26 protein-coding genes are annotated in these 25,089 nt (G+C 59.7%); 17 read left to right on the top strand and 9 right to left on the bottom strand.

What is annotated here, in order from left to right; genetic code table 11:
• Nucleotides 1-89: 89 nt before the first annotated feature.
• Nucleotides 90-1,118 carry an IS110 family RNA-guided transposase gene (locus tag ACP15P_RS16305; protein ID WP_028720250.1) on the top strand — a complete coding sequence of 343 codons (1,029 nt, stop codon included), beginning with the start codon at nt 90-92 and terminating at the stop codon, nt 1,116-1,118.
• A 270-nt stretch (nt 1,119-1,388) separates the two neighbouring features.
• Here ACP15P_RS16305 and arsJ read toward each other — a convergent pair whose 3' ends face one another.
• The 6 genes from arsJ to ACP15P_RS16275 all read right to left on the bottom strand — a co-directional run bounded on the left by arsJ (nt 1,389) and on the right by ACP15P_RS16275 (nt 5,808).
• A complete protein-coding gene (arsJ, locus tag ACP15P_RS16300) occupies nt 1,389-2,663 on the bottom strand; it encodes an organoarsenical effux MFS transporter ArsJ (protein WP_424929506.1) in 1,275 nt (424 codons plus the stop codon).
• Nucleotides 2,660-3,658: an ArsJ-associated glyceraldehyde-3-phosphate dehydrogenase gene (locus ACP15P_RS16295; protein ID WP_424929505.1), complete on the bottom strand. Its 999-nt coding sequence runs from the start codon at nt 3,656-3,658 to the stop codon at nt 2,660-2,662. The genes arsJ and ACP15P_RS16295 overlap by 4 nt, the downstream gene beginning before the upstream one ends.
• On the bottom strand, nt 3,655-4,500 hold the full coding sequence (locus ACP15P_RS16290; protein WP_424929504.1) for an arsenate reductase/protein-tyrosine-phosphatase family protein: 846 nt from the start codon (nt 4,498-4,500) through the stop codon (nt 3,655-3,657). Before ACP15P_RS16290 ends, ACP15P_RS16295 begins: the two co-directional genes overlap by 4 nt.
• A gap of 269 nt (nt 4,501-4,769) precedes the next feature.
• Nucleotides 4,770-4,997 carry a hypothetical protein gene (locus tag ACP15P_RS16285; RefSeq protein ID WP_424929503.1) on the bottom strand — a complete coding sequence of 76 codons (228 nt, stop codon included), beginning with the start codon at nt 4,995-4,997 and terminating at the stop codon, nt 4,770-4,772.
• 168 nt (nt 4,998-5,165) lie between these two features.
• On the bottom strand, nt 5,166-5,423 hold the full coding sequence (locus ACP15P_RS16280; protein ID WP_424929502.1) for a helix-turn-helix domain-containing protein: 258 nt from the start codon (nt 5,421-5,423) through the stop codon (nt 5,166-5,168).
• A 124-nt stretch (nt 5,424-5,547) separates the two neighbouring features.
• Nucleotides 5,548-5,808, bottom strand: a complete 261-nt coding sequence (locus ACP15P_RS16275; RefSeq protein WP_424929513.1) for a hypothetical protein — start codon at nt 5,806-5,808, stop codon at nt 5,548-5,550.
• A gap of 203 nt (nt 5,809-6,011) precedes the next feature.
• On the opposite strand from ACP15P_RS16275, the gene ACP15P_RS16270 reads away from it, so the two are divergent.
• Genes ACP15P_RS16270 through ACP15P_RS16195 form a run of 16 tightly spaced genes read left to right on the top strand, consistent with a single transcriptional unit; the run spans nt 6,012 to nt 18,921 of the window.
• Nucleotides 6,012-6,365, top strand: a complete 354-nt coding sequence (locus ACP15P_RS16270; RefSeq protein WP_424929501.1) for a hypothetical protein — start codon at nt 6,012-6,014, stop codon at nt 6,363-6,365.
• Nucleotides 6,366-6,408: 43 nt separating this feature from the next.
• Nucleotides 6,409-7,023, top strand: a complete 615-nt coding sequence (locus ACP15P_RS16265; protein ID WP_424929500.1) for a lytic transglycosylase domain-containing protein — start codon at nt 6,409-6,411, stop codon at nt 7,021-7,023.
• The gene (locus tag ACP15P_RS16260) at nt 7,020-7,313 is read left to right on the top strand and encodes a TrbC/VirB2 family protein (RefSeq protein WP_424929499.1); all 294 of its coding nucleotides are present in this window, start codon (nt 7,020-7,022) and stop codon (nt 7,311-7,313) included. The genes ACP15P_RS16265 and ACP15P_RS16260 overlap by 4 nt, the downstream gene beginning before the upstream one ends.
• The gene (locus ACP15P_RS16255) at nt 7,306-7,584 is read left to right on the top strand and encodes a VirB3 family type IV secretion system protein (RefSeq protein ID WP_008327373.1); all 279 of its coding nucleotides are present in this window, start codon (nt 7,306-7,308) and stop codon (nt 7,582-7,584) included. Before ACP15P_RS16260 ends, ACP15P_RS16255 begins: the two co-directional genes overlap by 8 nt.
• A complete protein-coding gene (locus ACP15P_RS16250) occupies nt 7,574-9,949 on the top strand; it encodes a VirB4 family type IV secretion/conjugal transfer ATPase (RefSeq protein ID WP_424929498.1) in 2,376 nt (791 codons plus the stop codon). Before ACP15P_RS16255 ends, ACP15P_RS16250 begins: the two co-directional genes overlap by 11 nt.
• Nucleotides 9,946-10,113, top strand: a complete 168-nt coding sequence (locus ACP15P_RS16245) for a hypothetical protein (RefSeq protein ID WP_162841715.1) — start codon at nt 9,946-9,948, stop codon at nt 10,111-10,113. The genes ACP15P_RS16250 and ACP15P_RS16245 overlap by 4 nt, the downstream gene beginning before the upstream one ends.
• 55 nt (nt 10,114-10,168) lie before the next feature.
• Nucleotides 10,169-11,257 (top strand): lytic transglycosylase domain-containing protein, encoded by a 1,089-nt coding sequence (locus ACP15P_RS16240; protein ID WP_424929512.1) that lies wholly within the window; start codon nt 10,169-10,171, stop codon nt 11,255-11,257.
• On the top strand, nt 11,257-12,066 hold the full coding sequence (locus ACP15P_RS16235) for a type IV secretion system protein (RefSeq protein WP_424929511.1): 810 nt from the start codon (nt 11,257-11,259) through the stop codon (nt 12,064-12,066). Before ACP15P_RS16240 ends, ACP15P_RS16235 begins: the two co-directional genes overlap by 1 nt.
• A gap of 15 nt (nt 12,067-12,081) precedes the next feature.
• Entirely contained in the window at nt 12,082-12,735 is a 654-nt protein-coding gene (locus tag ACP15P_RS16230) for a VirB8 family type IV secretion system protein (protein ID WP_424929497.1), read from the top strand.
• Between the two features lie 8 nt (nt 12,736-12,743).
• Entirely contained in the window at nt 12,744-13,436 is a 693-nt protein-coding gene (locus tag ACP15P_RS16225; RefSeq protein ID WP_424929510.1) for a TrbG/VirB9 family P-type conjugative transfer protein, read from the top strand.
• Nucleotides 13,433-14,812, top strand: coding sequence for a TrbI/VirB10 family protein (locus ACP15P_RS16220; protein WP_424929496.1), 1,380 nt, complete (start codon nt 13,433-13,435; stop codon nt 14,810-14,812). The genes ACP15P_RS16225 and ACP15P_RS16220 overlap by 4 nt, the downstream gene beginning before the upstream one ends.
• 4 nt (nt 14,813-14,816) lie before the next feature.
• Nucleotides 14,817-15,803, top strand: a complete 987-nt coding sequence (locus tag ACP15P_RS16215; RefSeq protein WP_424929495.1) for an ATPase, T2SS/T4P/T4SS family — start codon at nt 14,817-14,819, stop codon at nt 15,801-15,803.
• Complete coding sequence (locus ACP15P_RS16210) at nt 15,800-15,994, top strand: DUF4177 domain-containing protein (RefSeq protein WP_424929494.1); 195 nt, start codon at nt 15,800-15,802, stop codon at nt 15,992-15,994. The genes ACP15P_RS16215 and ACP15P_RS16210 overlap by 4 nt, the downstream gene beginning before the upstream one ends.
• Nucleotides 15,991-16,404, top strand: coding sequence for a hypothetical protein (locus tag ACP15P_RS16205; RefSeq protein WP_424929493.1), 414 nt, complete (start codon nt 15,991-15,993; stop codon nt 16,402-16,404). Before ACP15P_RS16210 ends, ACP15P_RS16205 begins: the two co-directional genes overlap by 4 nt.
• A 12-nt stretch (nt 16,405-16,416) precedes the next feature.
• Entirely contained in the window at nt 16,417-17,493 is a 1,077-nt protein-coding gene (locus ACP15P_RS16200) for a TrbL/VirB6 family protein (RefSeq protein ID WP_424929492.1), read from the top strand.
• 30 nt (nt 17,494-17,523) lie between these two features.
• Entirely contained in the window at nt 17,524-18,921 is a 1,398-nt protein-coding gene (locus tag ACP15P_RS16195) for a hypothetical protein (RefSeq protein ID WP_424929491.1), read from the top strand.
• A gap of 53 nt (nt 18,922-18,974) precedes the next feature.
• Here the strand turns inward: ACP15P_RS16195 and ACP15P_RS16190 are convergent, their stop codons facing one another.
• Genes ACP15P_RS16190 through ACP15P_RS16180 form a run of 3 tightly spaced genes read right to left on the bottom strand, consistent with a single transcriptional unit; the run spans nt 18,975 to nt 24,988 of the window.
• Complete coding sequence (locus ACP15P_RS16190; protein WP_106207757.1) at nt 18,975-20,240, bottom strand: GIY-YIG nuclease family protein; 1,266 nt, start codon at nt 20,238-20,240, stop codon at nt 18,975-18,977.
• 5 nt (nt 20,241-20,245) lie between these two features.
• Entirely contained in the window at nt 20,246-22,306 is a 2,061-nt protein-coding gene (locus tag ACP15P_RS16185; RefSeq protein ID WP_424929490.1) for a DEAD/DEAH box helicase, read from the bottom strand.
• Nucleotides 22,307-24,988 carry a DNA methyltransferase gene (locus ACP15P_RS16180; protein WP_424929489.1) on the bottom strand — a complete coding sequence of 894 codons (2,682 nt, stop codon included), beginning with the start codon at nt 24,986-24,988 and terminating at the stop codon, nt 22,307-22,309.
• Nucleotides 24,989-25,089: the final 101 nt, after the last annotated feature.

Below are 25,089 nucleotides of genomic sequence, written 5' to 3'. Positions count from 1 at the left end.
GAGATGGGGTGGATGCCGCTCTCACCCTGACGGCATCGCGATGTGCCATACTCGTGGTGTCGAAGCACAAGCTGAAGGAGAGGGCATCCATGGAAGAAGTTAGCATTATCGGGGTCGATCTGGCAAAGAACGTGTTCCAGCTGCACGGGGCGGCAGCGGATGGGGTGGTTGTTTTCCGCAAGAAGCTGTCGCGACTGCAGTTTGCGCGATTCATGACGGACCATCCCGCATGCGACGTGGCGATGGAGGCGTGTCCCAGCGCGCACCATTGGGCGCGGGAATTGTCCGCCTACGGGCACAGCGTCCGGCTCATTGCGCCGCATTACGTCAAACCGTTCATCAAGCGCCAGAAAAACGACGCCGCCGACGCGGAAGCAATCGTTGAGGCAGCGATGCGTCCGACCATGCGGTTCGTCGAACCCAAGACCGAAGCCCAACAGGCCCGGGCGGTGGCGTTTCGCGCCCGCGAGCAGATCGTGAAGCAGCGGACCGAAGCGATCAACGCCCTTCGCGCGCACCTCTATGAATTCGGGCATGTGGCGCCGGAAGGGGTCGGATATATCCCGCGGCTGGCGAAGGTGGTCGAGGATCCTGGTTCGGGCCTGCCTGACCTGGCGCGAGACATCTGCCGCATGGTTCTGGAGCAGATCGAACTGTTGACGTCCCGCCTTACCGCAGTCTCGGCAAAGCTCGCCGCCGCGTCCAGGGCGGCCGCCATGCCCCGGCAGTTACAGACCATGCCGGGTGTCGGACCGATCACTGCGCTCGCAGTCGAAACCTTCGCGCCGCCGATGGACCAGTTCCGGCGTGGCCGCGATTTTGCAGCTTGGCTCGGGTTGGTGCCGCGGCAACATTCTTCTGGCGGAAAACAGAGGCTGGGGAAAACATCGAAGATGGGGCAGCGGGACATCCGGCGACTGCTTGTCACCGGCGCGATGGCGGTGGTCCGCTGGGCGCTGCGCCGTGGCGCACCGCAAAATCCCTGGCTTGAGCGCATGCTGGAACGCAAGCCACCGATGGTCGCAGCCTTCGCGCTGGCCAACAAGATGGCGCGCGGCATTTGGGCGATGCTGACGCGCGGCGAGGACTATCGCGATCCGGTGATGGCCACCGCCTGATCGGGCGCGTCGGCAGGAACGGAACGCAGAGTTGTGAGGAAGGCATGATCCGAATGGGCAAATGATCGACATGATCCGGGTTGGGCAAACCAGGAACCTTCTCAGAGCTTCGAGCTCGCTGTTGGAGATTTGGCCCCGGTCCGCGCATCACCATCCCGGCCAGCGGCATCTATCGGGCCGCACTAACAGGCCTGACAAGAGTCCGCACTCGATCACATGTCTAATGTTCAGAAATTCCTTGCAAATGAGGGCGGCATCCACAAGAGAAGGTTAAGTGGTCGATGTTTGAAGATCACTCCGCAGACGACCGGCAGCGAGCGCCGCGCCTCCTACCATGAACGTCGCTGTCCCAAGCATCAGGGTTAGACCTCCAAGCTGATACGTCGCACCGGAGAGGACGGTTCCTGCCAACCGCCCTCCAGCGTTGGCCATGTAATAGAATCCGACATCCATGGTGACCCGCTCTGCTTTCGTGAAGGCAAGGATCAGATAGGAATGGAGAGCGGAGTTGATCGCAAAGATCGCGCCGAAGAACAGCAAACCTGCAATCAGGGTGATGGTCAGCCACGTCTGAGGACCATCAGATGTCAGGGCCGCAACCGTCAGAGCTGCGGGGATCGCTGAAAGGGTCCATGCCCAACCCTTTGCGGCATACACCAAATCGCTTTCTGACCGTGATGACGCACGTAAAATGCGTGGGGCCGACGCTTGCACGAAGCCATAGAGGATGACCCAAACCGCCATGAACGTCCCGATCATGAAGAAGGCAGTTCGGTTACCGGAAGGGGTTCCGTCGGACAGCACCACATAGAAGTAGATGGGGATGCCAACCACGAACCAGACGTCCCGCGCCCCGAACAGAAACACACGTGACACCGACAGCCAGTTCACGTTCGATGACTTAGAGAAGACTTCTGAGAACTTTGCCCCTTTACGCCCCTTCGGCAGCCCTGGCGGCATGGCGATCAGGACGGCGACCAAGATGACGGCAAGGATCGCAGCCATCCCCAGGACAGCCCAGACAAAACCGAGTGTTGCCAAGAGTGCAGCCCCCAACAAGAAGCCAAGGCCCTTTACTGCATTCTTGGAACCCGTGAGCAGCGCCACCCAGCGGAACAGCCCGCCATCCTCTGATGGGGCCAGTAACTTCACGGCGGATTTCGAGGACATCTTCGCGAGATCTTTGGCCACGCCGCTCGCGCCCTGGACGACCATCACATAGGCGACCGAAACGCCAATGGCCCAGGTCGGGTCGAGTTGTGCCAATGCCAACAGTGCCAAAACCTGAATGCCGAGGCCAGCATAGAGTGTGGAGGTCAAACCGAAACGGGCCGCGATCCACCCCGCACAAAGGTTCGTCACCATGCCCGCGATCTCGTAGAGAACGAACAGGTAGGCGAGCTGAACCGGGCTGAAACCCAAGGTATGGAAGTGCAGAAGCACCAGCATTCTGAGCGCGCCATCGGTCAGCATGAAAGCCCAATACGCCGCAGTCACGGCGATATAGGCTGACAGCCCTTCTGGCCGCGCAGATGTGTCCGTCACAGCGAGCCTCCAACCATGAGCGCCACATCCACAAGACGGTGGGCATAGCCCATTTCATTGTCGTACCAGGCGTAGACCTTCAGCTGCGTTCCATTGATGACCATCGTTGACGGTCCATCCACGATGCTCGAGCGTTCGTCGTTGGTGTAATCGGTTGAGACGAGCGGTCGTTCCTCGTAGCCCAGAATGCCCTTCAACTCCCCATCCGCCGCGGCCTTGAAGAGTGCGTTGACCTCTTCAACCGTGGTTTCGCGTTCCACCTCAAAAACGCAGTCGGTCAGTGACGCATTCAGGAGCGGCACGCGAACAGCGTGGCCGTTCAGACGCCCGGTCAGTTCCGGATAGATGAGCGTGATCGCGGTCGCACTGCCCGTCGTCGTTGGGATCAGGGAGTTCAGTGCTGATCGTGCGCGGCGCAAGTCCTTTGCGGGGCGGTCCACAATCGTTTGGGTGTTCGTCACATCGTGGATGGTGGTGATCGACCCGTGCTTGATGCCGAGGTTCTCATGAATGACTTTTACGACCGGCGCGAGGCAGTTTGTCGTGCAGCTTGCCGCCGTGACAATCCGATGTTTGCCTGCGTCATAGATGTCATGGTTCACGCCGTAGACGATATTGACTGCGTCGCCGTCCTTCACTGGCGCAGAAACGACAACTTTCTTCACACCCGCTTCGAAGTAAGGGGCAAGCTTGGCCTCAGACTTGAAGACCCCGGTGCAATCAATCACGACATCCACGCCTTCCAAGGGAAGGTCCTCGATGTTTCTTGTTCCGATGAACGGAAGCCGCGTGCCATCAATCGTCACGCTGTCCGCATCATGAGAGAAATCGGCTTTCCACCGACCATGCACGGTGTCGAACTCCAAAAGGTGCGCGTGCATCTCTGGATCGCCCACGGCATCGTTGATCCAGGCAATCTTGGCTCCGCGCTCGAGCAGGGGCTTAAGAGCAAGCTTTCCGATCCGGCCAAGGCCATTGAGGGCATAGGTGGTCACTCAGTGGCTCCTTCGTTTGTTTGTGCGATGTCATCCACAGCCTTCTGCAAAGCGATCCGATCAAGAGACGCAATCGGCAAAGCCGTGAAGGCTTTGATACGGTTCAGGAGCGCACCATAGGACTGATGAAACGCCAGGCTCTTTTCAGCGTTCGAGCCTTCGACTTTCACCGGGTCCGGCATACCCCAATGGGCACTTACCGGCTGGCCCGTCCAAGCGGGGCATTCCTCATTGGCTGCTTGATTGCAGACGGTGAAGACGAAGTCGAAGTTTGGGGCATCGTCGCCCTGGAAGACCGACACGTTCTTTGACTCCAGAACAGAGATATCATGCCCCTTCTGCTCAAGAACTTCGAGCGCGAATGGATTCAGCTCAGAGCGGGGCTTGGTGCCTGCCGAATAGGCCACGAACCTATCCCCGGCCTCTTTGCGCAGGATCGACTCTGCAAAGATCGAGCGCGCGGAATTGCCGGTGCAGATGAAAAGGACATTGTACTTGCGATCAGTCATTTGACTGCCTCCATCAAAGCCAAAGGATGTGAGGGGTGAACAGATTTCCGGGCGACCACGACAGCAGTCGCGCAGCAGATAGTCGAATGTCTCGCGTGCCGCATCCATGTGGATCGCGTAGCGCAACGAGGTTCCGACACGCACTTGCGTGACCAGACCCGCCTGCTTCAGCGCGTTCACATAGGTCGAGAGTGTATTGGGCTTAAGGTCGAGCGCTTGCGCCAGCTCGGTTGCCGGCACACGATCCGGGTAGCGACGCATGAGCAGCCGGAACAAGGCCAAACGTTGCGGATGACCAAGGGTTGAAAGGCGATTGGGAATCATTATTTCCATGTTTCATGAAGTACTGAATTAAATTACTCGACGCAACCACTCTGTCCAGTTTCGTGCACTCAAATATCAATTCATCAGCCTCGCGATGGCAAAAGGATGATTGCGCTTCCGACAAGACAAACTGTCGTATCGAGCACAGCCAACATTCGTCGCCTCGCAGAAGCTGGGAGGTATGGGCTCAGAGTCCGCATTCGCTGCTTGCGACCCCAATGTCCGGTATGCCGGCCGGCCCCAACCATCAAACATGAACTGGCGGCCACCTGAGGAGCCTATGCGTCTTCGCCGCTTCCAATCCGCTTCAAACCATCGAAGTCGATTTCCTGCTTCTGTTCCGCAGTCAGATCCGGCCGGACGTCCGATACAGGCTGGGGCCCGTAGACGTCCCACATCACCGCATGCGCGCCTGTACTCCAGCGATAAACCCAACCAACAATGTTGTACCCATCGGTCCCGATCAGATTGGCGATCGCGACGCCCTCACCTTTGTCATCGTTCACTGTTTACGGACTTCCTGCACTATGGCGCTGAATTTGCGGCATGGTGTCATAAGGCGCTCACTCGCGCCGTAGGCCGCACGTGGTGGATGTTGGCTAACTGCTCTTCATTGAGGTTGCTGGTCTCACGCGGGGACACCCAAAGCGGAACGCCCCAAAATTGCATTGTTTTCAAATTTTATGGTCGGGCTCCGTGGCGGCTTCGACGATCGCCAGAACCTCCGATAAGTCGAAGCCAAGCGCCCGGGACAATATGATGAACTCGACAACGTCGATCCGTCGCTGGCCACTTTCAATGCGCGCCACGAGAGACTGATGACAGTCGAGCCTGTCCGCCAAGTCTTTCTGCCCCAGACCCGCTCTATTTCGGGCCTCGACCAAAGACTGACAAAGGGCCAGATGCCCGGTACTCCAGATTGTTTTCGACACGCGTCACATACCTTTTGTGACGTCGCTAGCGGATGAAATCTGTTATCTAAAAAGTAGATACTTGAGGGTGTTATCGGCGTCTGGTCTCCGTCGGGTGCAATCCTGATGCACACCCAATCGCCCATCAATCCCCCACCAGTTCGAGAAACCGCCCGTAGTCCTGACTGACTTCGCGGGCTTCTTCGAAGGCGCGCGCACGCTCCTGCTCGAGGCAGCGGAAGTAGTCCTGAATGTCCGCGATGTAGACCTCGAAGTCGCGTCGGATCATGTCGGCATAATCCGTGGCCGCCTGCGAATCGCTTGGCATGAAGGGCCGGACCGGAGCGAGACAGGATTCTGCTTGGCTTGCCACTGGTGCGAGCATCAGGAAGGCCACAGCCTGCATCTTCACCCGTCGGCTCAACCGCAGGTTTCTGAAACCCCTATTTTCCTTGATAGACGCCAATGGCCGTGCCTAGAGTTTGAGTAACCGAGATACAGCCGTATCTTCCGCATTATATCTTGCGGTTAATAATATACTATCGTAACTCTGGGCTTCAAGTGGGAATGCCCGGGGGTTGCGTGTTTGAAGAAAGCGTGAGCCGGGCCATGAACTGGGACATCGAAGCACCAAATGTGGTTACGGAAGCACGTTTCCGCGAACTCGTGGAAAGTGGCTACAGCGCTGAAATCCTGTGCCAAGAGTCGGCACACAAGAAGGGCCCCAGCTATTACGGGGTCTGGATCATGCGTGTCGTCTCTGACGAGGGCGTGGAGAAGCTGCTGGTCACTGCACGTACCCGGACGACCTACAACGACATTAAGATCCGCGAGTTCAAAACCATCACGGGTGTGGTCTCCTTCCTCATCGGCATCGGCTTCTCCCATGCCGATGTCCCGCTCGAAGAAGGCCAGCGAACGGCACACAAACTGGCTGCGACCGACAAGGGCGGCAGCAAGTAGTTTTTTTCTTATCTGGTGCCTGGCGGGACCGGCCTCCGCGCAGATGGTACTGGTCATGGAGAGCGATGGCTCTCTGACCCCGTCGCGCTCCCAGGACAGCTTTGCCCGCAACTACAATGACGGCATTGGACAGGGGACCGCTGCTGATGAGTTGGCGATCTTCGGTGAAGGAACTGCCGAGTCAGAAGACATCCAATTGGCGGCGCTCTCGCGGCCGGCTCCCCTACCCCGCGCCGATGTTCTTGCGGCCATCGAGGCAACCGCCCTTCGCTACGCTGGTCATCCCGGACTGCGCCGCACGGAGCTCTCGGTTCGTGATTGGCTGACCCTCTACCGTGCCAATATCGAGGTCGAGAGCGCCTATCGGCAGGATGCGGTCTCGAGCGCTGGCGCCATTGGCCTTGGTCAATTGATGCCCGCGACGGCGCGGGACCTCGGCGTTGACCCGCGCGATCCCCTTCAAAACCTCGACGGCTCCGCCCGCTATCTTGCGATGATGCTAGACACGTTTGGCGATCCGCGGCTCGCGCTCGCAGCCTACAACGCCGGCCCAGATGCAGTACGCCAGTACGGCGGCATTCCCCCCTACCGAGAAACCCAGAACCACGTGGCCCGTGTCATGGCCGTCGTGGCCCGATTGGAAGGATCAAATTCATGAGACAGATTTCACACCTATTCGTCGCCTCGCTGGCGATCTTCCTGCTAATTGCCGAACCCGCCCTTGCGCAAAGCATCGATCTCTCTCCAATCCAGAGCCTGCTACAGGGTATTGTGGATGCGCTGACCGGCCCGCTTGGCGTCGTCATCGCCACGCTTGCCGTGCTCGGTGTTTTCTTGAGCTGGTTCTTCAACATCATCGATCTGCGCCAGGCCCTCTGGGTCCTTGTTGGCATCGCCGGTGTTGCCGCCGCTCCCACCATTGTTGCCGCGGTCTTTGCGGGTGGCTGAGCGCTCGCCTCTCTTTCTGGGTCTCGTGCGGCCGCCCAAGCTTCTGGGCTTGCCCATCATGTATGCGATGGTCTGGCTCTTCGGCTCTGTGCTGCTCTTTGTCTGGGTGCAGCACATCGCAGTGCTGGGCGTGGCCGCCCTGCTCTATCCGGTGTTGTGGAAGGCCGCTGACTGGGACCCGCGCTTCATCGACGTGATGATGACGGCGCTGCAGGAGACGCCACCGACGCGGAACCGCTCCATCCATGGCGGGGACAGCTATGCGCCCTAATACAGCTTTGGACGAAGCGGTCGATCTCCGCACAATGACTCCCGACTGGTATGCTCGCGAGACCCGCCTCGCACATATGCTGCCCTATGTGAGCCTGGTCGATGACCGCACCGTTCGGACGCGGGTGAACGAGCTTTTCCAGTGCATTCGGCTCGATGGGGTCAACAGCTACACCACGGATGATGCCTATCTCGACAAGGTGACGGCGCTTTTTGCCCGGATCATCGCGCAGCTGGGGCCGGAGTTCAGCTACTACGTCCACAAGGTCTCGAAGGCGATCACGCCGGACCTCGAGCCTGTGCGCGATGACAGTTTTGCCGTAGAAGTCGACCGTCTCTGGCGCGCGAAACTCGAGACCAGCGGCCTGCGCGACAAAACCCTGACGCTCACGGTCATCCATCGCCCACCTCCCAAAAGCGTCCTGGCGTTTCTCAACCGCAGCGCTCCGGACCGGCTGAAGGAGGCAACCGAGAGGCGTCTGCGTCGTCTAGGCGAGGCCGTGAGTGTGTTCGTGTCAGGCCTAACGGAATTGAGTCCGCGCGTCCTATCGGCCGGAAGTGGCGAGTTGATCGGCTTTCTGGGCGCGCTCAACACCGGACAGGAATTGCCGCTTTATCCGGCCAATACCTATGGCTTCCTGTCTTTCAACGTCGCCAACACCCGCGTGACGTTTCAGGGGGATCACTTCGAGCTCTCCGAAGGCGTCGTGGGACATCGCTATGGCAAGAGCTTCACCATCGGGGAATATTCCGAGGCCACCTCCTGCACCATGTTCGACATGCTGAACCTGCCGGTCGACATGATCGTCACGCATTCCTTCACACCGATCAATTCAAACCTCATGGCCGGCCGGATCAAGCGGCAAAAGCGCCAGATGCAGGCCTCCCAGGACGCCGCCCTGTCGCTGATGGAAGCGCTCGACATCGCCGCTGATGATCTGGAGGCCAAACGCCAGAGCTTCGGCGAGCACCATATGGTCGTGACGATCTTTTGTGACACGCTGGACGAATTGCAGACGCTGAGCGCCGAGATCGTGAATGCCGCCGCCGCCGAAGGGGTGAAGATGATCGGTGAGAGGGTTGCCGCCAAGGCACACTACCTGAGCCAACATCCCGGAAATCAGCCCAAGCGCGTGCGCGCCAGTGCGATCACCAATCGCAACTTCGCGGATTTCGCGGCGTTTCATCGAACCCAGCTTGGCAAACCGGCTTCGAAAACCCCATGGGGGAAGGTCATCACCTACCTGCCAACGCCCGAGCAGAGCGCCTACCGGTTTTCCTATCACGAGCAAGGATCGCCAGACAAAGAACCGACCAGCGGGCATACCCTGATCATGGGACGGCCCGGATCGGGCAAATCGGTACTCTCCGCCTTTCTCATGACCCAGGCCCGCCGCACCGGGGTGCGGATCTTCGTCTTCGACTACCGTCTCGGTATGGAGATGGCGGTCCGCGCCAATGGCGGGCGCTATGCGTCTTTGAAAGCCGGACAACCTACTGGACTCAACCCACTCTGGACCGAAACCGATAGTCGCGGCACGGCATGGCTGTCGGACTGGCTGGCCACCCTGCTCTATCGTGCCGACAAGCCGCTCACGCCTGCCCAGACCAACCGCATCCAGGAGGTCGTGCGCCAGAACGCGCAGGCCACAAACCCGGCCCTGCGCAACTGGCGGGACTTCGCATCGCTGTTTGTTTCGACCGACGATGGCGGCGATCTGCACCAGCGATTGCTCGAATGGACCGAAGAGGGCCGCTACGGCTGGATATTCGGGCAGACGCTCGAAGACACCTTCTCTCTGGAAGGCGATGTGGTGGGTTTCGATCTTACCGGTATTCTCGACAGCGAGGCCGAGAAGGAACGCATGGCCGTCCTCTCCTATCTCTTCCGCCGGGTCGAACGCGAGATCGAGGACCGCCGCCCCACCATCATCGTGATCGACGAGGCCTGGAAGGCCCTCGACAACGCGTATTTCGCTGAGCGCCTGTCGAACTGGCTCGTGACCGCGCGCAAGCAGAACACCGTCGCGGTGATGATGACGCAATACGCAAGCCAGCTCGAGCGCACCCGAACCGGCAAGACCATCGTCGAGGCCGTGCCGACGCAGATTCTGCTGCCGAACATCCGCGCCCATGCCGCCGATTACGCGATGCTGAATCTCTATGAGAAGGAGCTGGACGTGCTGCTCAACACCGGCAGCGACAGCCGTCTCGCCCTCATCCGCGATGACCAGGGCTCCATCGTGGTCGATGCCGATCTGAGCGCTCTCGGACCCAATCTCACCATTCTCGGCGGGATGGAAAAAGGCGAGGCGCTCGTTGGCGCCGATTACCGCGACCGCCCAGACTTTTGGAGGCTTTCATGATTCGTACCCTGTTTCTTCTCACCGCGCTCGGCGCTTTGGCCTCCTGCGCCCAGTACCAGGAACCGCAGGCGAACTGCTTCACATTCCTCGCCTCCACGGCACCTGTCGCGCCTGATTGCACCTTTACGCCTCTAGATGCGCCGGAGGGCGACATTGAAGTCTAGCCTGCCTCATATCCTGGCACTTTGCCTGCTGCCCGGTCTCGCCTTGTCTCAAGGCGTGCCGACCAATGACAGTGGGCTGACCGCGCGTGACATCGTCGAGACTGGCGATCGCGAGGCTGACTTGGCCATTCAGGCCGACAAACTGTCCGTGCGCGAACTCATCGCCGAGATCGAGCGCGAACAGCTGGAAACCCTGCAACGCATCCTCGATGCCCAAACCAGCTTCGGCAGTCAGGGCCTGCCCGCGATGATCTCTGGATTGGAGAGCGGCAGCGGCGATCCGGACCGTTCCGTTGAAGCTGTCTACGGAAGTGGCGAAATCGATCCGAATCCCGGCGGTGCGCAGATGTTCGGGGACGCTTCCGAGAACATCGAGCAGCTCATCATCCGCGTCGCCCAGGAAACAAGCGGCTTTGCGGGCGTGGGCCGTGCGGGTCTCTCACCGGTTCAATGGCGGGCCCTGCTACAGGCGCTCATCTGGCAGGAAAGCCGCTTCACCATCGGCGCGCGCTCGCCCGTCGGCGCCTTTGGCCTCACCCAGATTATGCCCGGCACGGCCAGCGATCTCGGGATCAACCCGGAATATTATGACAGCCCCTACCTGCAGGTGCATGGCGGCGCGCGGTATCTGGCGGCCCAGCTCAACACCTTCGATGGCAACATCATCAACGCGCTCGCGGCCTATAACGCCGGACCCGGCCGCGTGTTCGAATATGGAGGCGTGCCGCCCTTTGCCGAGACACAGCACTACGTCCAGGTTATTCCAGAGCGCTACAATCTCTATCTGAGCCGCATCGGCGGGATCGAAGCGCTCGGAACGATCGATCCGGCGCTTCTCGCCAACGCCAACCTCTCGATCACCGGGCATGGTGCGGCATTCTATGGCAGCAACTCGCCTGCCGCGATCCGACAGGCCGCCCTGCGCATTACGGACATCGTCGAGCGGATTTCCACGACCGAGGATGTGCAGGAGAGCATCGCGCTCAACACCTATGCCCGCGCCGAACTCGTGCGCCTCGTTGCCGCGCGCATTCGTCTTCAAGCGGCGCGGACCCGTGTCCTGAGCGCAGAAGAATTGGCGCAGGCCAGCGCCCGCATGGCCGAGGGCGCGTTCATGGAATTTACGATCAGGGAGATTGAATGATGGGACACATGTTTTTGAGAACGGCCTTGGCCACGACGCTTGGGATCGGTCTGCATCTTGGCACCCTGTCCCCTGCCCTGGCGCAAGGCGTACCCGTCGTAGACACCCAGAATATTGCGCAAAATATCCAGCAGCTCCGGCAGATGATCGAAGACGAGATCCTGCAAAACGAGCAGCTAACGCAGCTCCGCGAACAGCTTGCCACACTCACGGACCAGCTCGCGGAGCTGCAAAGAACCTATGAAGCGCTCACCCGTCTTGCCGAACTGCCGGAAATCATCCGCACCGAGATGGAAGACGAGCTGAACGGTCTGCTCGACCAGGAGTTCGGGGACATTCTCGCAACGATTGAGGCGATCAAGACGGGCGATTTCTCGGGGCTCTCCGGCTCCGGCGCGGGCGAGATCGAAACCCAGATGGATCGGGTCTTGGCCGATCTCGGATTTGACGATGATACGCTCTCGGAGATGGCCACCAGCGGCAATCCCGGAGCCAATCGCGTGGCCACGCAAGCCACGACCGGCGCGCTCGTCTCGGCGGCGGCCCAGAACAGCTACCAGGACGCAGGCCAATCGCTGGAGCGCGTGGACCGGCTCGTCGGGCTGATCGATGACATGGACGAACTCAAGGAAAGCATCGATCTCAACACACGCGTGACGGCGGAACTGGCGATTGCGCTCGTCGCCATGTGGCAGCTCGAAGCGGTGCAGACCGTGGGCGATGGCACCGGCGGTGTGATCGATGCCGCCACCATCGCCGAGGAACAGCGCTTCATGGATTTCACCCTGCCGGACCTGCGCGCGGATTGATCCGAGGTGTGACGCGTGGCGACTGAACAGGAAATCATCGAAGAAGAGCTGGTCTATGGCGCCCTGCGCCGCGAACGGCTCTGGCAGCGCCTTGGGCTCATCGGGCTCATCTTCGGCATTCTCGGATGCCTGAGCGCGGCAGCCGTTGCCATCCTTGATGTCGATCCGCCGCCTGTGGTCGTGCCCTATGATCCCGAGACAGGCTTTGCCCTGCCCGAAGCCTCAGTGGGCGCGACCTCGGTCACAGCCAACCAGGCCATCATCGAGGCGGAGGTCTTCCGCTACGTGACCGACAGGGAGGTCTACAACCAGCTCGACAACGATCTGCGCATCCGCAGCGTCCTGCGCCGCTCGGACGGAGCTGCCGAGAGCGGGCTGCGCCAGATCTGGAACAGCGCCAATGAGAATTACCCGCCGACGGTCTATGGCCCCAATGCGCGGCTCGACGTGGAGATCCTCAGCATCAACCGGATCGGTACGAACCGCGCCACGGTGCGCCTGCGCAAGCGCCTGACATCCATCAATGGCGTCCAAACCGGGCTTTTCACCGCCACTCTACTATTCGAGTTCCGCCCCGAGACCCGCCGCTCCATCGACGAGGTCTGGACCAACCCTTTCGGCTTCACCGTGCTCGAATATTCCATCCGCTCCGACAGATTGGAGAACTGACGTTGTTTATCGTACGAATTGCAGTTGCATTCATTATCGCTGTGCTCCCGGGATTGGTTGCAGCCGAGGCCATCCCGCGCGGTGGCCCCAATGACAACCGGGTGCGATTGGCCACCTACCAGGAGGGCCAGGTCTATCGTCTCAACGTCTCGCTCACCCATGTCACCACCATCGAGTTCGGCGAAGGCGAGAGCATCCGATCGATCATCGCGGGCGACACGGAGGGTTTCGAGATCGACGGCGTACCCGGCGGGCAGGCCTTTGCGATCAAACCCGTCGCGCGCGGTGTCCATACCAACGTGACGGTCTATACGAACCGGCGGAGCTACTACTTCAACGTCCAGGAGACCCGCAGTCCGACCTTCTACGTGGTCCAGTTCCGCTATCCTGAAGACAATGCACGGCCCGCTCGGGCCATCGCGGCCCAGGCCCCGAACTACAATTACGGTGCCAGCGGGCGCACCGAGTTCACCCCGACCCGCGTCTGGGATGACGGGACGTTCACGTATTTCGAATTCCCGCAGAACGCGCCGGTGCCCGCGATCTTCCGTTACGCCAATGGCCGAGAACGGACGGTTAACACTCAAGCCACCGCGGACGGAGTGATCCGGGTCTCCGGGGTGAACAGGCAGTGGGTCCTGCGGATCGGGGAAGAGGTGGTCTGTATCGAGGCCACACCACCTGCGGGGGGAGGCTCATGAGCGATACTGGAAACGCAGACCTCGAGAAACGCCTCGCGGCCCTCGAACAAGGCAAGGGCGCGAGTTCGCCCCCTGCCCCGCGGCGCTCGCCACTTCTGGCCTTGGTCGTTGTTCTAATAATCGGTGCTGGCGGAGCGCTGCTCTATCTCCTGTCCCAACCCGAGGAAGAGGAGGCCCTACCCACGGCCACGCCGGACGTGTTCCAAAACGAAGGCGACGGGTTTGGCGCCATCGAAACCCTCCCCCCACCCGAACCCGAAGTGGTACTGGTCGCACCGGAACCGGTGGAACCGAACGCCGAGCTCTTGGCGCAACTCGCCGCCCTGCAGGCGCAGATCGAGGAATTGCGCAACGCGCCCGAACCGGTGGTCGAAGAAGATACCGCTGCCGCCGAAGCGATCGATGCGCTGACGGCCCAGATCGCGGCGCTGCAAGCGGCGTCAGAAGCCGCGCAACAGCAGTTTCGCGATGAACTTACGGCACGCGATCGCGAGTTGGAGCAACTCCGCATGGATCTGGAACTGGCCCAACTCGAGGCCAACCGCCCGCTCCCCGCACCCATCGGACCCACCGAGGACGAGTTGCGCGCGCGGGAAGAAGAACGGCTCCGCCGCGAGGAGGAAGCACGACGGCTCGCGGAACTTGAGCGCCGCGCGGCCGAGGAACGTGCATTTCAGGAACGCCGCATCACCTCGCCCACCATCGCCTTTGGCGGCACGTCCGGTGCGAATGAGACGGCGCTGACCGAGCGCACCTTTGGCGAAGTGACGGATTTCGTGCTGAACGGCGCGCTGCCCACGTCGGTGACGCAAGCCGAGGTCATCGCCAATCCTTCCAACACCATCATTCAGGGCACGATGATCCAGGCCGTCATGGAAACCGCTCTCGACAGTTCGCTGCCCGGCCAGACCCGGGCCGTCGTCTCGGAAGACGTGTTCAGTTTCGACGGTTCTCGGCTCCTGATCCCGCGCGGCTCTCGTCTTATCGGACGCTATCGCTCCGGCGTTGATATCGCGCAACGCCGCGTCACCGTCGCCTGGGACCGGATCATCCTGCCGGACAATCAAACCATCCAGATCAGTTCCTTTGGTGGCGATGAGCTTGGCCGGTCCGGCGTGACTGGCTTCGTCGACACGCGCTTTGACGAGCGCTTTGGATCGGCAGCGCTGATTTCACTGATCTCCGCCGCACCAAGCGCCGCCGCCGCAAATGTCCAGGACGAAACCGCCGCGGATGTGCTGGAAGACGTGGGCGATGATCTGGCCGATGCCACGGACAGCGTGATTGGCGACTACCTCTCCATCGGCCCCGTCATCTATGTCGATCAGGGCGCGCGCGTCACGGTGATGGTCGACCGCGATCTGGAGATGTTCTGAGCCCATGTCGCTGAGCTATCTCCAGACCTCGCTTGATCGGATCGATGCCGCCGCGCGCGACGATGTCATCGAGATATGTATCAACCCTGACGGCACCTGCTGGGGCGAATTCCAGGGCGATCATTTCATGCGGAAGCTGGATCAGACGCTGACCGCAACCGAAGTGAAGGACCTCGGCAACCAGATCGCTTCCTCCGCCAACACTACGATGAGCAAGGACCGCCCCATCGTCTCCGTCTCGATCACCTACAAGGGCCGCCCGATCCGGGCGCAGGTCATCACCCCGCCAGCCGTGCTCTCAGCCATGTCGATCAGCCTTCGGTTCTTCTCAAGCCTGCCGCTCGACGGGATCACCCTCGATTTCCTCTATGGCAAGGAACGCAAACTGGAAGAACTTCGCCTCGAGAAAACCCGCGAACTGCGCGAAGTGGTGGCCGCGGGCGCCATCGATGATGCACTTGCCTTCTGTGTCGACAACAAGCTCAACATGATCGTCTCGGGCGGCACGTCCACCGGCAAGACCGTCGCCGCGCGCAAGATCCTCTCGCACGTGCCAACAGAAGAACGCATCGTCACCATTGAGGAAGCGGCCGAGCTTCTGCCGACCCAGCCAAATGCCGTGACCCTCATCGCCAACCGGGATGCGGAGTTCCAGACTGCCGACGTGCTGCTCACTGCCACGCTGCGCATGCGCCCCGACCGGATCATCCTCGGCGAGGTGCGCGGCAAGGAGGCCATGACCTTCCTCGAAGCCATCAACACCGGCCATGGCGGCTCCATGACCACGCTACACGCCGAGACTCCGCAACTCGCCGTGCAGCGGCTCGCGATCGCGGCACTCAAGACCGAAATCCCGATGACCTATGCCGACATGATCCAGTACATCGAGAATTCCATCGACGTGATCATCCAGGCCGGTCGGCATGACGGCAAACGCGGCATCACTGAATTCTACCTCCCCGGCGCCAATGAGATCGGAGCTTCCCAATGAAGACCTTTGAATATGACATCCTTAATTTCCCCATGACCCGCAAAACCAGCCTTGCCGACATGCAGGCCAGCCTGAATGCCAAAGGTGCAGAAGGTTGGGAGGTTGTGTCGATCAGCTCGTCGGAATTCGCGAATGTTGGGCACACGGTCTTCCTGAAACGCGAAACCACCACAATCGGAGCCACGGCATGAGGCTGGCACGGCCAACCCTTGCTTTGACCGGGGTGGCCCTGAGCCTGCTGGCTGTCCCCGCCTTCGCCGAGCGCAATCTAGTGCCGACCCTAGATCGCAGTTTCGACGTCTGTCCGGACCGGCCCGCTGAGCCCAGCTGGATGCAAGAAATCCCCCTACGCCAAGCCTATCAGCGCGTGCTGGTCCAAGATATCTACCGCGCCCAAAACCTCGAGCGCATCGTCGAGAGTGGCAACTGCGATTGCGAAACCCGGTTCCCCTCTTGGGACGCAGCCGAGGGGGTGTTTCGTGAGCACCACGCCAGTGACGAACGCTGGGAGATGCTGGAAGCTTCCGACTCCTATAACCGGCGCGCCAACGAAGTTCGCCTTGAGGCCAAAGCCATCTGCGAAGCCGCAGGCAATTTGTGAGGCAGCCCTGCGATGAGCGTCGTCACCTATTTCGTTGAAACCTCCCAGAGCTATCTCGACACCGCCGCCGAAACCCAGTTCGGGTCGGTCGCGGCAACGGTGGGCACATTTCTGATACTGGGAACAACGCTCGTGGTGATCCTCGTCTTCCTGAACATGATCTACCAGTACAAGGCGATGGACGGCCGCACGGCCTTCTGGCTGGCGGTCAAGATCGGACTGATCGGGATATTCTCTACCAACTGGGTACAGTTCAACGCGCTTTCCGCCGCTATCCTTGCCGGGATCGACAGCATTGCGGGTGCGCTTGTCGCCTCGGTCGGTGGCGGTACCCCGGGGCCCTCTGGCACGTTCGCGGAAGAATTCGACCGGTTGATCGCCGAGTTGGGGGACTATTTGAACGCCGCTGGTTCCGAGTTGAACTGGATGGCCGGCGCCATGCTCGACATTGTCGGGGTCCTCTTGCTCTCGATTCTCGGCGGACTCGCAGCCTTCATACTCGTGGCCTCGCGTTTGATGATCGCACTTCTGATCGGGATCGCTCCAGTCATGATTTTCCTGACCCTCTTCGAAGTGACCAAGGATTACTTCGCGCGCTGGCTTTCGGCGCTGGTTTCCTTCGCGCTCTACCCCATCGTCGTCGCCGGCGTGTTCGCAACAATCACTGGCGTCTCTTCCGCTCTGATTGGTGAGCTTGGCGACCCGGAAGGGGCATCAAATATCGGTGCGCTCATTCCGTTCTTCATGATGGTCCTCATGGCCAAGGGCTTCATCATCGCCACGCCGTTTATCGTCCGTGCGATCTCGGGAAACATCATGATGCCCGCCCTCTCCGGTGGCCTTGGTGGCGGCTATAGCTTCGCCCGCGCTGCAATGGGCAGCCAGCAGGCCTACAACCGCTATCTGATCGGCGGTGCCAGTGGCGCCGAATACGCAGCCCTCAGGGCGCGGCAGTTTTTTGGTGTGCAGCAGATGCCAGTGCGGCAAGGCATGGGACAGACAGGTCAGGCAAGCGGCACTGGGTCACCGGGGGCCGGGTCTCAAATGCTGGCGCAACTGGCCCGGTTGGGAAGGCTGGGGCGACGATGATGACGTTTTGTTTTGCAAGGCCGCTAAGCCATGGATGAACGAGGGTCCCATAAACATTCACCAGTAAAAACGGTACCATTGGAGCTGGTGCAAACAATCCTACGTTCAGCAGTCAATAGAAGATCTGTCGGGCTTGAAGAGGCAATACGGGTTCTGGATTGCGATGCACATCACGCCAACCGCGTCTTGCGCCAGATGGCCGAGGCTGGGTACTTGGAGCCTGCCGACATCCTAGACGGTTTGTTTTATTGGCAGCTCACCCCGAATGGGACACGCCTCGCACTAGAACCCAAGCGAAAGCGTATCGGTCGCGACAAGGTCCAGACCATCATTTCTGCACTTCTCGCCCGGTCCAAGGTGATCAACGGCGATCCCGATCGCTTGCAGCGCATCACCTTGAAGTTATTCGGCAGCGCGCTCGAGGAGCGTGACGACTACGGGGACGTAGATGTTTCGATTGCGTACATGCGGCGTCAGCTAAGCGATATCGAACGCAAGCGCATCGAAAATGCACTGAAGGCACGTCAAAGCAGGTCAGACTGCCAATCCTTCCACGGGAGGCTCATGGGGGCGGAACGTCAGGATACGCGCGAGATCATGGCGTTCCTCAAAAAGGGTCTGCCACATCTCTCGCTCATGAATGATGATCCTATGGACCTCGAGACACCGTACCGTTGGCTGGTCGACCACGACGTGAAAACGGACAGACCGGTTGATGTTCCTGACGATATCGTTCGACCCAACCGGCCTTCGATCCTCGACCAACACCCGAGAAAATCCCTACCGACCATCACACTGCTTGAAGCACGACACAGAACCATTTCTGCGAGTACCAAAGTTGCGATTGATGACATGCAAATAGGTTTGGAGGACGCAGCCGCGCTCGAGGAACAAATGTGGTCTCCAAAGGTCACGCGCGAAGGCGCTTTCGTTGCTAATGACATCAGAAGTGAGAAGCGGGTCAAATTCGCCGGGTTTCAGCATTTATGTTCGATCTGGAAAAAAGACCTAGGCGGCGTAGCGATGTTGAAGGAAGCCCTCGACTGGTGCGATGAACATAAGGTTTGGGTCAGAGACCTATTCCCGAGAGTTTCAATCCAACGGTCCGACCGGACACATATCATACGCCTCGGGTGGGGCCATGACCTGATCTATTTCAATGTCGGTAGCAAATCGACAACTGGGAGCCTGTTGCCTCGAAATCGAACACGCGTTTCCAAAATTGACTTGGCCGGAGCCTATGCGGTCGGCAGGGCACTTTCGAAAATGTATGACGAAAGTAGGTCCGCGAAAATGCCTTGGTTCAGCGCCGAAATCTTGCTTCCCCTGGTGGAGGTTGAAAAGCTCCCGGATTTCCCGCGGCTGCATAAAGCTGACGCGTTCAAAGAAGGCGCCTTTCAAGGCCTGCGGGAGGTCACCTTCTTCTGAGCTCGGATCACGCGCCCTACTCCGCACGAACCTGTTTCAATAGAGAAGCACGCCTAATTGCCCGGCTCCACCTTGACGATCAACTGGCGTTGGCTGTCGTACCTGTACTCGTGCAACCTGCGTTCCTGAATGAGCTGAACGGCTTGGCTCACATGCTCAGGGAGCACGTAGAACCATTCTCGAGGATGGACCGCCTTGCCAAACCGGTCCGTGATCACAAGACCCTGCGGACGCGCTGCATCAAAAAAGCGATGCAAAAGGTCTTCGACCTTCATGCGCTCCAGATTGTGCAACTCGTAGGTGGCGACAATCTCTACAGGCGCGAGCAGGAATGTTGGGTCGTTCTTCGCATCAGCAATGCGCCTCCGGACTTCCTGACTGGTCACACCGACCTTGTGCAGGATCCTTGACACTTCTGCGATTTCCGGGGCTGTCGACAGGCTTCGCGCCACATACACTGTGCCGGTGACCGCCATGCTATCCTGATCCCATTCCGGATCGAGCCGCCCAAACCCGGCTCTTTCGACAATCCGTGCGGTCTTATCCGCTGCGAGCGCTTTGCGGAATGACGATGATAGGGGATCATTCTCCATGCCATTGGAAAAGATGATCCGTAAACGGTGATCCGGCTTACCGCTCCTGCGCGACAGTTCTGTTTTTTCGGCGACATAGACAAGGAGGCCGCGATGAATGAAGAAATCGCCTTCATAGACCGTGATCTCAACATTGTCCTGAACCGGGAGAACCTTTCGATCTCCGGACTCGAGCTTCGACTGCATCTCGGCAAAGCCGTCTTCGAAATGTTCGAAATCCGGACACGGGAACATGTCAGCCCGGTGGTCAGGCAACTGACGCTCTGAGGCTGGCGTCACGTTTCGGATGTTGAGAACTGCATCGTGCACGTCCAAGTCATCATCGCCGAAGATGTCGTCGAGGCTGGCCGGAACTTCCTCGTCGGCAACTTCTTCGCGCCAATCGGGCTCAGGCTCAGCCGGAGACTCCGTTTCGGGAATGGTTGCGGTCGATACCACTGGATGGCCATGCCCAAGCAGCCGGTTCCGGTCTGCCGCCATCATCGCAGCCGATGGACTGGTCCGAATTGAACGCCAGATTGTCCCGAGTTTCATCTCCTCGAGGTCCAAGCTGTTGTCGTCCGGAATCCGACCGTTCGACTCGTAGAAAGCATTCACCTGCGAGACGATCTCGGCGTTTCGAGCATCTGGTGTTGCCGCCGCGCCGCGGTTTGTTTCCTTAATGTCGAGAAGCCCGAATTCATCCGGCTCTTCGAAGATTTCATCGAGGGATCGGTAGCGCGGCATAGGGCTCAGGTTCCCGACTGAGCCGCTCGCTGGCGTTCGGCCTTTTTCGTCTTGATGTATGCGTGAGCCTCCGCAAGGCGCTTCTCCAATGGATCGGCCGAATGCGGGTTGGGTTCGCGGCCTTCCTGCGCCCGAAACCGCTTGATGCGCGGCCACAGCGTCAGAGCTTCTTTTTCGGTCATCTGGATGCGCTGTGAAATCATCGCGTCCTGGATCGTCTTCAAGAGTGGCGTGTCGAAGGCACGCGAGGCGACGTCGAAACCTTCCTTAAACGGGTTCACGCTGTCGATCAGGTCGATATCCAGTTCGCGCACGTTCACGAACCGTTTCACCATGTTCATCAGCGACAGGTTTTCCGACGGCTCAGCGTCGTACTCCTCGCCCTCTTCAGCAAACCCGCCTTCTTGCGATGCGCGTTTCGCCATTCCGATCAGGTTCATCCGCACTGCGAGGTCCTGCCGCACGGATTCCGTTTCGTCATCGGACAGGTTTTCGTAGGTTGTCTCGATGATATCCGTCAGCACCATCTGAGTAGCGACTTCCGGGGCCACATCATCCGCGACAACGCGCCGGTCCATGGCCTGGCAGGCCTTGGCCACGAGTTCGTTCATGTCGTTTTCGACAATCGCACGGGCGCGGGCCGTAGGCGGCTCCATCAATCCCTTGATCCCGATATGCACAGTGCCGTCGTTCGTTGTCTCGACGGGCGCGCGGATATCCCCGTCTTCCCGACGATAGAACTTGAAGTTGGGTGCCAGCACCTGCTCCATCAGCATCGCACCCGAGATTGCCTTGAGCATGTCGTTGACCGCGTCGGCGACGACTGTTGTTTCCACACCGGGCTCGGCGACCAGGTTGGTGAACTGGGCGTGGGGCTTGCCGGGTGCATCACGGGTGGCCCGGCCGATGATCTGGACGATCTCCGTTAGCGAATTCCGATAGCCGATGGTCAGCGCATGTTCGCACCACGGCCAGTCGAACCCCTCCTTGGCCATCCCGAGCGCGATGATGATATCGACCTTGGCCCGATCCGCCGCGTCGTCCCGCTTGCCATCAGTGCCCTTCGCCTCTGCCTGCAACGCGGCCTTGATGCCGTCTCGCCCGTCGCCATCATCCACGAGGTCAGCGATCTTCAGAACCTTGCCGTCCGAGGCGCGTTTCACCAGATCAAACCCGGTTTTCGGATCGCGGCCGACGTGTTCTCCGATCGCGCCCATGATCAGCCCGACTTCATCGTGCTTTTCGCCGAACGCTTCAGCAGATCCGCGATGCGGGATGTGGACAATCGTCTTGCGGTCGGTGTCGAGAACATCGGGGATCGCCGAGATGTACCGCCCGCGATAAAACGAATAGGAAATCCCAAGTGACTTCAGGTGCTCGTATCCCTCAAGTTGCTCATAGTAGCTGTAGGTGATGGACTTGAACCGCGCCTCATCCTCGGGGCGCAGGACCGGCACGCTGTCGCCCCGGAAATAGGACCCGGTCATCGCCATCATATGGGCTTTCTCACGGGCCAGCAATTTCCGAAGGATCTCGCCCAGGCGGTTGTCATCCGCCGCTGCAACGTGGTGGAACTCGTCGACCGCGATCAGGAAATCGTCGAATGCCTCCACCCCGCGTGCCTTCTCGATCGCGTCGAAGGCAAAGCGGAATGTCGCATGGGTACAAACGATCACACGGGCGTCGCTGTCCATGAAGGCTTCGAACGCCTTCACTTTCTGAGACTTCGCCATGCCGTCTTCGCCAGCGAGGCAGAGGTTCCATTGCGGCTCCACCTCCCAATCGGCCCAGAAACCATACGAGGTCAGGTCGGTCGAGCGGAACGAGCTGCCGATAGAGGTTTCAGGCACCACCACGACCACTTTCTTCACACCCTGGTTTTCCAGCTTGTCGAGCGCCAGGAACATCAAGGCACGGGATTTTCCCGCCGCCGGTGGCGCCTTCAACAGCAGGAACTGCGCGGCGCGCGCCTCATAGACGCGGGCCTGCATCGGGCGCTGGCCGAGGCTGTTTGTCTTGGAGTCCGCGCCGGAATGGCCATAGGTCATACGCACAAGATCAACCATTTACGCGGCCTCTTCCTTCTTCAGCTTTTCGATCCGTGCGGCGTAAAGTTTGAACAGCCGCTCGAGCCGTTCAGTATCGTTGCGGAACGGGCGCCCGATATACATCGTCTCGAGCAATTCGTCATTCCGGCGGTGCACCTCGCGCAGGTCGTCCGGCATGTCGTCGGGATCGTACAGCTGCGCGATGGTCTTGGGGTGATGCATGTAGCGCGTCTTAAGGATCGCGCGTGCGGACACGTTCAGAGCCTCTAGTTGATCCTCGGTGAAGCGAGGCACGGGGAAGGTGTTCCAGCCAAGCGTGTTGGAATAGCGGAAATCCGATTTGAGCTTGCCACAGACCGTACCGATCCAGACCAGATGAAGGCGCGAGGAGATGAGGGCGAGGCACCATTCGGGTGCGTCGTAGAGGGCAAAATTGAGGTTGGAGGCAATGACGTCATTGTCTACTCGGTCGACCGGCAAATACGGGCGGCGCTCGGAGCTAACACTTGGGATGAGCAATGCGGACTCTCGCGCTGTGCCTTGAATCTGCACAAAGCGATGCGCTCGCTCGGCGAATGCTTGTGTGGATTCTGCTGGGCTTTGACGTCGATTATCTGCAACTGCTTCTAGGCGCTGTTTGATGAAGGGAGATGCGGTCGCTTCAGCTACCTCTTCGTCTTCGATCCAGAGACACCATCGGTCTTTACCTTTGATAAGTTCTTCCGATCCCAAGTATCTCTTCACAAAGCGTCCAAAACCTGCGTCTTCGAGGGCTGACTTCTCTTCGACCCCTAGCACCAGATGGCCACCATCTCTTGGCATGTTCCCAAAAAGCATCTCCGGCAAACCGAACAATGAGGCCCGCTCGGCCGTAACAAAGGCATCGGCCGCGTTGAGGAGGTAGGCATTGATATTGGTCGCTTCGATACCGGTGGTATCATCGAAGATCGTCTTTCTTGCGGAGGTCTGGTTTCGTAGTCCGACAACCACGCACATTACCGCCGCATTGGCGGACGCGTTGTTCTTCCATTTGAAAGTTCGATGCGCAAAGCCGATTTCGATTCCATCTTTCAGAATGTGTGGCCAAAGCGTTGGCACCGACGCGCCCTGACAAATGGAGTTTGTTGCGACCAGCGCGGCTGCAGCTCTTTTACCGCGAATGTAGTTGGCAGCTTTGAAGTACCACGCCGCGACCATGTCCAAGGCCTTTTGTGTCCCCGGAACTTCCTTGAAAACGGTAATAGTGTCGTTCTTTTGTTGAGCGGTCATGTTCCGGCCGCCTAAGAACGGCGGATTGCCTGCAATGAAGACTTCTTCTTCCACCCTCGGTGCCGGACACACTGCTTCCCAATCCAATCGCAGTGCATTGTCGCAAACAATGTTCCCGCCATCTCGCAGGGGCAGTGCCGGGGCTGTGTTCCCGAACATTTCGCCGAAGCGCGCATTGGCCTGATACTCGGCAATGAACAGCGCCAGCTTGGCCGTCTCCGCCGCGAAATCCGTGATCTCGATGCCGTAGAAATTCGCCAGCCGCACGCCAGAGAACATTTGAGCCGATGCCCCGCCATCCAGCTGCGCCAGACGCTCCAGCACCCGTATCTCCCGCGCACGAAGCTCCCGGTAGGCGACGACAAGGAAGTTACCTGACCCGCAGGCCGGGTCGAACACCCGGATCCCCTCGATCCGTTTCAGCACGCGCGCCAGCGCCTTGCGGCTGTCGCCGGCCTTCTCGATCTGCTCATCCAGATCATCAAGGAACAGTGGCCCCAGCACCTTCAGGATGTTCGGCACGGAGGTGTAGTGCATCCCCAGTTCGGACCGTTTGTCCGGATCGGCGACCGACTGGATCATGGACCCGAAGATATCCGGATTGATCTCTTGCCAATCCAGCTGGCAGGCGTCCTGAAGGTAGCGATAGGCCCCGCGGTCGAATTTCGGCACGTCCAATGCATCGGCGAAAAGCCCGCCGTTCACATAGGGAAAGGCATCGGCCCAAGCCGGCAGGTTCTGGCGCTGGCCCTTTGGCAGGTTCATCGCGGCGAAGGCCGACGCGATGCAGGACTGCGCCTCCTCCCCCTTGTCGCCCGCATGGGTGAAGATGAGACGCGAGAACAGGTTGTTTTCGAAGATGCCCACGTCTTCTGCGAACATGCAGAAAATCAGCCGCGTCATCAGCTGGTTCAGGTCATGCCGGCGTTCCGGTGTCTTCCAGTCCGGGTTTTTCTTGAGAAGCGCATCATAGAGCTTGGCCAGTCGCCCGGCCGCCTTGACGTCTACCTCGTTCTCCTCCGCCGCCTTGTAGCGCGACATGCCAGCCGCTGGCAGGAAGAACCCGAAGTGATGATGCAGGTCGGCGAACTTGATGTGCAAGCTGTCGCCCGAAGCGACATGTTCGGCGGACAGGTCAACGCCGTCGGTTGCCAGAAGGATCGCCGGTTTGTGGGCGGTGGTCTTCTTGTCCGACCGGATCATCGACAGACCCTGGTCCACCGCGCCCGGGTCGGTCACCATAGCATAGAACTTGCGGTTCATCAGGACCGCACCGGGCACCTTCGACTTGTTGATCGTCCCACTGCGGAGCTTTGAAACCGTGGCTTGCGGACTTCCCATGGCCGCAGCGAACTCAAACGGGAACTCGCCGCCGTCGAACGGGCGGCTTGCGATTTCCTCCAGGGCGTCTGCGATTTCTGTCGGGTTCATTTAGGGTCCGTCGGTAAACTCATACGAATGCTACAGAAATTTTGGAGCGATGACGATAGCGACCGACGCCTCTGACAGCCCAATTCGGCTTTCGCCAATGA

This window comes from Amaricoccus tamworthensis (genome assembly GCF_049800875.1).
In the GTDB taxonomy this organism is placed as follows: domain Bacteria; phylum Pseudomonadota; class Alphaproteobacteria; order Rhodobacterales; family Rhodobacteraceae; genus Amaricoccus; species Amaricoccus tamworthensis.
This window is presented reverse-complemented; position numbering and strand designations above follow the sequence as displayed.

Excerpts from the sequence above, each read along its gene's own strand:
- ACP15P_RS16275 (WP_424929513.1), bottom strand. The coding sequence starts at position 5,808 with ATGCAGGCTGTGGCCTTCCTGATGCTCGCACCAGTGGCAAGCCAAGCA.
- ACP15P_RS16190 (WP_106207757.1), bottom strand. The coding sequence starts at position 20,240 with ATGCCGCGCTACCGATCCCTCGATGAAATCTTCGAAGAGCCGGATGAA.
- ACP15P_RS16290 (WP_424929504.1), bottom strand. The coding sequence starts at position 4,500 with ATGGAAATAATGATTCCCAATCGCCTTTCAACCCTTGGTCATCCGCAA.
- ACP15P_RS16200 (WP_424929492.1), top strand. The coding sequence starts at position 16,417 with ATGAGCGTCGTCACCTATTTCGTTGAAACCTCCCAGAGCTATCTCGAC.
- ACP15P_RS16270 (WP_424929501.1), top strand. The coding sequence starts at position 6,012 with ATGAACTGGGACATCGAAGCACCAAATGTGGTTACGGAAGCACGTTTC.
- ACP15P_RS16215 (WP_424929495.1), top strand. The coding sequence starts at position 14,817 with ATGTCGCTGAGCTATCTCCAGACCTCGCTTGATCGGATCGATGCCGCC.
- ACP15P_RS16245 (WP_162841715.1), top strand. The coding sequence starts at position 9,946 with ATGATTCGTACCCTGTTTCTTCTCACCGCGCTCGGCGCTTTGGCCTCC.
- ACP15P_RS16260 (WP_424929499.1), top strand. The coding sequence starts at position 7,020 with ATGAGACAGATTTCACACCTATTCGTCGCCTCGCTGGCGATCTTCCTG.
- ACP15P_RS16185 (WP_424929490.1), bottom strand. The coding sequence starts at position 22,306 with ATGGTTGATCTTGTGCGTATGACCTATGGCCATTCCGGCGCGGACTCC.
- ACP15P_RS16305 (WP_028720250.1), top strand. The coding sequence starts at position 90 with ATGGAAGAAGTTAGCATTATCGGGGTCGATCTGGCAAAGAACGTGTTC.
- ACP15P_RS16220 (WP_424929496.1), top strand. The coding sequence starts at position 13,433 with ATGAGCGATACTGGAAACGCAGACCTCGAGAAACGCCTCGCGGCCCTC.
- ACP15P_RS16210 (WP_424929494.1), top strand. The coding sequence starts at position 15,800 with ATGAAGACCTTTGAATATGACATCCTTAATTTCCCCATGACCCGCAAA.
- ACP15P_RS16180 (WP_424929489.1), bottom strand. The coding sequence starts at position 24,988 with ATGAACCCGACAGAAATCGCAGACGCCCTGGAGGAAATCGCAAGCCGC.
- ACP15P_RS16265 (WP_424929500.1), top strand. The coding sequence starts at position 6,409 with ATGGTACTGGTCATGGAGAGCGATGGCTCTCTGACCCCGTCGCGCTCC.
- ACP15P_RS16250 (WP_424929498.1), top strand. The coding sequence starts at position 7,574 with ATGCGCCCTAATACAGCTTTGGACGAAGCGGTCGATCTCCGCACAATG.
- ACP15P_RS16205 (WP_424929493.1), top strand. The coding sequence starts at position 15,991 with ATGAGGCTGGCACGGCCAACCCTTGCTTTGACCGGGGTGGCCCTGAGC.
- ACP15P_RS16195 (WP_424929491.1), top strand. The coding sequence starts at position 17,524 with ATGGATGAACGAGGGTCCCATAAACATTCACCAGTAAAAACGGTACCA.
- ACP15P_RS16235 (WP_424929511.1), top strand. The coding sequence starts at position 11,257 with ATGGGACACATGTTTTTGAGAACGGCCTTGGCCACGACGCTTGGGATC.